This window comes from Pseudanabaena sp. 'Roaring Creek', assembly GCF_001402795.1.
Taxonomy (GTDB): domain Bacteria; phylum Cyanobacteriota; class Cyanobacteriia; order Pseudanabaenales; family Pseudanabaenaceae; genus Pseudanabaena.
Window position 1 is genome coordinate 1 of the sequence record NZ_LIRE01000352.1, and the last position, 6,375, is coordinate 6,375.

The 6,375-nt window shown below is 45.5% G+C and carries 4 protein-coding genes; 1 reads left to right on the forward strand and 3 read right to left on the reverse strand.

The genetic code is table 11. The features are described 5' to 3' along the window. Positions 1–191: 191 nt before the first annotated feature. The 3 genes from AC805_RS11980 to AC805_RS11990 form a co-directional block, all read right to left on the reverse strand. Positions 192–1,538: a methylglyoxal synthase gene (locus tag AC805_RS11980; RefSeq protein WP_055075657.1), complete on the reverse strand. Its 1,347-nt coding sequence runs from the start codon at positions 1,536–1,538 to the stop codon at positions 192–194. A gap of 72 nt (positions 1,539–1,610) precedes the next feature. Then, a complete protein-coding gene (gene grpE / locus AC805_RS11985) occupies positions 1,611–2,363 on the reverse strand; it encodes a helix-turn-helix transcriptional regulator (protein WP_055075658.1) in 753 nt (250 codons plus the stop codon). 244 nt (positions 2,364–2,607) lie between these two features. After that, positions 2,608–3,834 carry an S-layer homology domain-containing protein gene (locus AC805_RS11990; RefSeq protein ID WP_055075659.1) on the reverse strand — a complete coding sequence of 409 codons (1,227 nt, stop codon included), beginning with the start codon at positions 3,832–3,834 and terminating at the stop codon, positions 2,608–2,610. 220 nt (positions 3,835–4,054) lie between these two features. On the opposite strand from AC805_RS11990, the gene ribBA reads away from it, so the two are divergent. Continuing rightward, the gene (gene ribBA, locus AC805_RS11995) at positions 4,055–5,758 is read left to right on the forward strand and encodes a bifunctional 3,4-dihydroxy-2-butanone-4-phosphate synthase/GTP cyclohydrolase II (RefSeq protein ID WP_055075660.1); all 1,704 of its coding nucleotides are present in this window, start codon (positions 4,055–4,057) and stop codon (positions 5,756–5,758) included. Positions 5,759–6,375: the final 617 nt, after the last annotated feature.

The window sequence follows — 6,375 nt, forward strand, 5'->3', positions numbered from 1 at the left end:
TATAGATAATTCAAATAAAAACTACAGCTTCGACTTCGCTCAGCTAGCTTACACCGAGGGCTGAGCGAAGTCGAAGCCCGTCTACAAGTTATTTAAAACAACTATACCCGCATTCTCAGGATATTTTTTGACTGCGGGCAGAAGATTGTACTATCAATAAGTTCTTTTTGCCTTAGGCAAAAAGAACTTCGCTAAGCTTCATCTGACCTTTTCGCGGGAATGAGGCTGTTCACCAATGGAGCAAAAAGAGTTAATCCATCGGGAATACATACTATTTCCACTGGAGTTGTGCCAATTATCTCGCCATCAACTACTACTTTTTGAGGTGGAGTCGCCGTTACCTTGATTTTGTTCGTTCTAAAACAGGCTAAAACTTCATTCTCAATCGGCGTTTTCACTAATGCAGAAGTAAATAGCTTACCAATAACATCGATCGCTAATAGGCGATCGGTAAGGGTGAGGCTCTCATTTTTGGAAACCGCGATCGTTACATCCAATAATCCATCATTGGGAATCACTTCTCCCAATCCTTGCGCCAATACTGAGGTCGGTGGGGCAGCATTAGCAATAGTCATCGCGCCGCAATGAAACTCGGTAACGGAACCATCAATTTCCACCTCAACCGCAAAGAGTTTTTGTTCCAACAGTTGTTGCGCTCCCGCAATAAGATAGGCAAGAGGACCTAAGAGATTTTTCATCTCTCGATCGGCTCGTTCGACCGTTTCTGCTTCAAAGCCAATACCAGCCAGCAGAATCATGGGAAAACCATTGCAACGGGCGGCATCCACAATGCAAGTATTCCCCGTAAGGATCGTTTCGCAAGCCTGCTTTACCCCTGTGGGAATGCCCAAAGCGACGGAAAAAGCATTAGCAGTACCTCTAGGAATGATCCCAAGGGGAATCCCCGTCCCAATGAGAGCATTGGCAACGGCGGAGATCGTTCCATCGCCGCCAGAGGCAATGACAAAATTAGTGTCGGAAATTAGCGATCGCCGCCTTTGAATCGAAGCGATCGCCGCTTTTGCCTGATCGGTCGGATTCAAATCAGGTTTTGTAAAAATAACGTTCAATTGGATCTGCGGCTCCAATATCTGACGAATCATCGCCAGATCCGCATCAGGATTCCCCTGTCCTGCTACGGGATTAAATATCAGATGCGCGACGCGACTTTTTTGGAGAGATTGCAACAAAGCATTAGCGGTCGAGAGATTGGTAGCGAGTGGAACGTTATAGATTTGGCATATCCGCAATAGATTAAGAAGACTAGCAGCGATCGTTTGCAGTTGATCGGGATCGCAGAGCCAGAGAACACAGGCAATCTCCCCCGCAATCACACGAGCCGTAATTTGAATATCTCCGCCATCCCGCTGCGATTTTATGAGCTCTATCGGTAGTCCTGTTGCAGCTTGAACCTGTTTACCAGTATTGGCGGTAGCAATAGTGTGATAGCGCGATAGGGTCGTTTGGTACTTTTGGGCTAACGCCATCATGTCAGCTTTTTGGGAGTCATGGGCGATGAGAGCAATGGAAGTTGGCATTGTTTTATGATATTTAAAATTCTTGAGAATCGAGTCAAAAGTCTAGATTTATTCACAACCCATGCATTATTTCTATATCTCACTCCTTGGAGACAATTCTGTGATGGTTGCAACCCTAGCTCGATATAGCAATTTCTCACCCTTCCGATAGCCCACATAACGAACGATCGCTAGAGCCCCTTCCTCAATGCGATCGCTTCCTTCCATTAATTGATGGTTTTGAGGATCGTAGACAACCTCTGCCCCAACGGAACCAATGGACGTAATCCCCCATTTCTGCAAGAGCTGATCTAAAGGTTGCCAGAGGGGTAAAATATTTTTAGCAAGCATATTGGGATTATTTTGAGCGGCATAAGCTGCTGATGGCAGTTGTAACAGTAACGATTCCAATTGGTAAAAGGTTTCCCTCTCAAACTGCGATCGCAATTCTTGGGTTTGATGCTCTAATTTTTGCTGTAGCCGCTGATATTCAGTCCGTAAATTAGCAATCGTGACAGTAGATGCATCGGCGTTGTCATTCGGAGCTTGTAGATCTGGATGGGGATCTAAATACGAATCTGGATTTAGGGCTGGATTTAGATTTGGATCTGGACTTAGATCTGACGGAATAAACTTGGCAATCAATTCAGTTACTTCAATGTTTAAACTCTCTGCTAATTTAGCTAAATTGCTATACTTCAAGGTCGCTGCGTTGCCTTTACGTAGAGTATCGATCGCTCTCCGAGATACCCCCGTGCGATCGCTAAGAATTTGAAAGCTCGATATATTCACTAACTTCATTAATTGACGTAATATTTCCGTGCGATCTTCCATAGCTCCGCTCATTTTTATCTGCTCATTTTTATCCGCTCGTTTTTATTTTAAGTGCAAGTTTTGCTGAAAACACAAAACCCAAAATATGAGTGGCGGCGCAAAACGTCGCCACTCATATTTTGGGTTTTGAGAGAGGGTTTGCTACGCAAACCCTCTCTCAAAACCCAAAAGTAAAAGCCCTGCGAAGCAAGGCTTTTACTTTTGGGTTTTTAAAAATTTGCTAGCTTAGTTCAAACTGACACTAAACTGACACTAATTAGAGTAGTAAGTCAGAATTTAAAGTTATCGCTAGATCGGTATTAGGATTGACCGAAGATAGCGTTACGCTATCTCGTCCTAAAAATAATCCCAATAATGCACCAGCACCAGCACCGCCAAGCAGTTTTTCGGTAGCAAGGACATGATCTCCAGTAACCGCAGAGATGGCAGCCGCTGCCGCTCCACCGATGGCAGCACCCTTAAGAATATTGCCAACGCTTACACCTTTATCAACCTTCTCAGTTGTAGTTACCACCTTAGAAGTTGCGTTGACTGGTACTTTGCGTCCATCAGCAAAGTCAAGTTCGCTAGCAAAGAATTGAGATCCACCCGATACAGTTCGCAGTTCGCCAACGACTTGCGTTCCAGATGGAATTAGGATCGCACCTTGAGGATTAACAATATTTTGGGACACCGATAAAGTCAAAGGCACTTTGTCATTAGGTCCCAACAAAATCTTATCCTTAGAATACTGAAGGGCAATTACATTGCCAGCGGGAATTCTGGTTTGATTTTGGACTGGGGGAGTAGTGGTCTGCCCCACAATGTAGGGCGAAGCGATCGCATTGGCTTGACCAGATCTCACCAAAGCTTGATAGATAAAAGCAGCAACTTCAGCTCTAGTGGCCGTTTGATTAGGATTCAAAAATTGCACGTTGGGGTAATTAACCACTAAGCGATTTTCCGTTGCCGCAGCTACGCTATTTCTGGCATAGTTTGGAATACCTGAAGCATCGGCATAGGTTTGTAAAGTCGTTTCAGTTGGTTGGCTAGCCGAATAACTTAAGCCATTTGCTAAGGAAACTAAAATTTGGACGCGGGGAATATTCTGGGTAGGCTCAAAGACATTACCTGGATATCCAGACATAAAGCCCGTGGTGTAAGACTTTTGAATTGCGGGGGCTGCCCAATAGGTTGAGGAAACATCAACAAAGGTAACGCTACCCCTCACAGGAGCTTTATTTACAGCTTTACTAAGCATTGCGGCAAACTGCGCTCTGGTTACTGGATCGTTTGGACGGAATCCCCCATCGGGAAAACCCTTAATGATATCTCTTGCAGCTAATTCTTGAATAAAAGTTTGCGCCCAATACCCCGTAGGCACATCATTAAACGTAGTCTGAGCAAATGCAGAGGTTGCGCCGATCGCGGAAATTGCCGAACTTCCGATAAAACTAATTGCAACAAGTAACGCAGTACTAGAGCGCTTAGGCTGATTTGTCATTTTGAGTTTTCTCCTATACATTTTATGTATATTTCACATCAGACTGGATAAGGAGCCTAAATGTTCCTAAAAAAAGCGCCGCCTTCCTCCCTTGGGTTAGCAAATGGCGCTACAAGTAGCGCTGACAGCATCCCTAGACCACTCTGTATATTTCTCGGTCAAGCACTATAGAGATTGCTATATGATGGATATAAATAGCCTGAAGCCATTACCGTAAGCCTTGACTAAGTTTCAATTTGACTCTATTCCCGATGCCCTCAACGACCTTAAATCTGGTCGTCTCATCATCGTTGTCGATGATGAGAACCGCGAAAATGAAGGCGATTTAATCGGTGCGGCTCAGTTTGCCACGCCTGAAATGATAAATTTTATGGCGGTAAAGGCAAGAGGACTGATCTGCCTATCAATGACTGGCGATCGCCTAGATGAACTTGACTTACCCTTGATGGTCGATCGCAACACCGATAGTCACCAAACTGCCTTTACGGTCAGTATTGATGCGGTGGATGGGACATCCACGGGAATTTCCGCAGAGGATCGCTCCCGCACCATTCAAGCAGCCATTAATCCCCATACGCGCCCCAACGATCTGCGGCGACCAGGACATATTTTCCCGCTCAGGGCAAGGGATGGTGGCGTACTCAAACGGGCAGGGCATACCGAAGCGGCAGTGGATCTGGCGCAAATGTCGGGGCTTTATCCCGCAGGCGTAATCTGCGAGATCCAAAATGATGATGGTTCGATGGCGCGATTGCCCGAACTGATGGAATATGCCAAGCTGTATAACCTGAAATTAATCAGCATTGCCGATCTCATTAGTTATCGTCTCACACACGATCGCTTTGTACGGCGAGAAGCCATAGCCAATTTACCCTCACTATTTGGCAACTTTAAGGTCTATGCCTATCGCAACACCATTGATAATACGGAGCATCTAGCGATCGTTAAAGGCGATTTGCAGGATTTTCCCGATAATGAAGTTTTAGTCCGCGTGCATTCGGAATGTCTGACGGGTGACGCTCTCGGTTCTTTGCGCTGTGATTGTCGCGGACAGTTACAGAGCGCCTTAAAGATGATCGAGTTTGCCAATTGGGGCGTGGTTGTTTACCTGCGCCAAGAAGGACGGGGGATCGGCTTGATTAACAAAATTAAGGCCTATAACCTTCAAGATGGAGGATTAGATACGGTTGAAGCTAACGAAAAACTAGGATTTGGAGCCGATTTACGAACCTATGGTGTGGGGGCGCAAATTCTGCACGATCTTGGCATCAAAAAAATGCGTTTGATTACCAACAATCCTCGCAAACTCGCTGGACTCAAAGGTTTCGATATTGAAGTCGTGGGACGTTTGCCCCTACTGATCGAAACCAATGAATACAACTCGCGCTATCTCGAAACCAAAGCGGAGAAGCTCGGACATTTGCTGTTGCAGTCAAAGCTCGTCACCCTCGGCATTCGGTGGACAGAGGATAAACCCTTAGGATGGCTCGATCGCTTGCGAGAAGTTGCCTCAGCTAACGATCTGCTCCTACAGGAGGAGACATCTCCAGCTTTTACGCATTTATTTGCCAATGCTGATACTGAAGACCGATCGGCGCGATCGCCCCAAAATGGCTCGCCGCAGCTTTCGCTCGTCCACTTAGGATTCGATCGCTCCAACGAAGTTTCCGAGGACTGGTACGAACAACCCAATCATCCCTATCGTCAAGCGATCGTGCGCGTATTCAAACATCTCAAACAATGGGAACAGATCGCCACCTTTAAATTTTGCTTGGCGGTCAATGAGGCATCTCTGCCTGAAAGTTTTGTGGGAACGATTAACCTTGGGCTAGCATGGCATGCGCCTTGGTCAAGAGATAGGATGTATGAGTGGTTTAACTTTTTCCTCCACGACGGCGACGATCCTGCCATTCCAAATAGGTAAGATAGCCAATTCCGCTGGTGGCGATCGCGAGTAGGGCAATGGCAGCCCAGAAAAAAGTATTGAGAAGAATGGCTTCCGACATAAAAAATTGATTGATTTGTTAATTGATTAGGACTTACTCAATGCTAACGAGTTTACTGGGTTTTGGATATAGTCTGTCCAAATTTGAATGCACTGGTACGGCTCGTCCCATCGGACTCAGGAGCAACGCCAAAGGGAATAGCGAGATCATTGAGGACAAATAAACCCCAAGAATTGACTGACGGCGCGAAGCGCCGCCAGTCAATTCTTGGGGTTTATTTCTTAATACATTTGGCGACAGCTATAATACCAATTTCCAAAAGTGTAGCTACACTTTTGGAAATTAAAAAACAAACCCAGTAAGGGTTTTAAAATCACAAAATGGCTACGCCATTTTGTGATTTGGTATAAAAACTAAATATCGGTTTAACTAATGTGAGTGAGAAGTCCCGCACTCTATCCGTTTACAGGGATGAGTGGCGGGATGAAAACGAATCAGAAAACAAGTTAAGCGACAGTGAATCCATGATAAAAAAGAACTAAGCGGAGTTGAAAAGAGTAGCCGTGGTGGGCGAACTTTCCGTTGTATAAAGGCT

Coding starts and splice junctions, on each gene's coding strand:
- grpE (WP_055075658.1), bottom strand. CDS start 2,363: ATGAGCGGAGCTATGGAAGATCGCACGGAAATATTACGTCAATTAATG.
- AC805_RS11980 (WP_055075657.1), bottom strand. CDS start 1,538: ATGCCAACTTCCATTGCTCTCATCGCCCATGACTCCCAAAAAGCTGAC.
- AC805_RS11990 (WP_055075659.1), bottom strand. CDS start 3,834: ATGACAAATCAGCCTAAGCGCTCTAGTACTGCGTTACTTGTTGCAATT.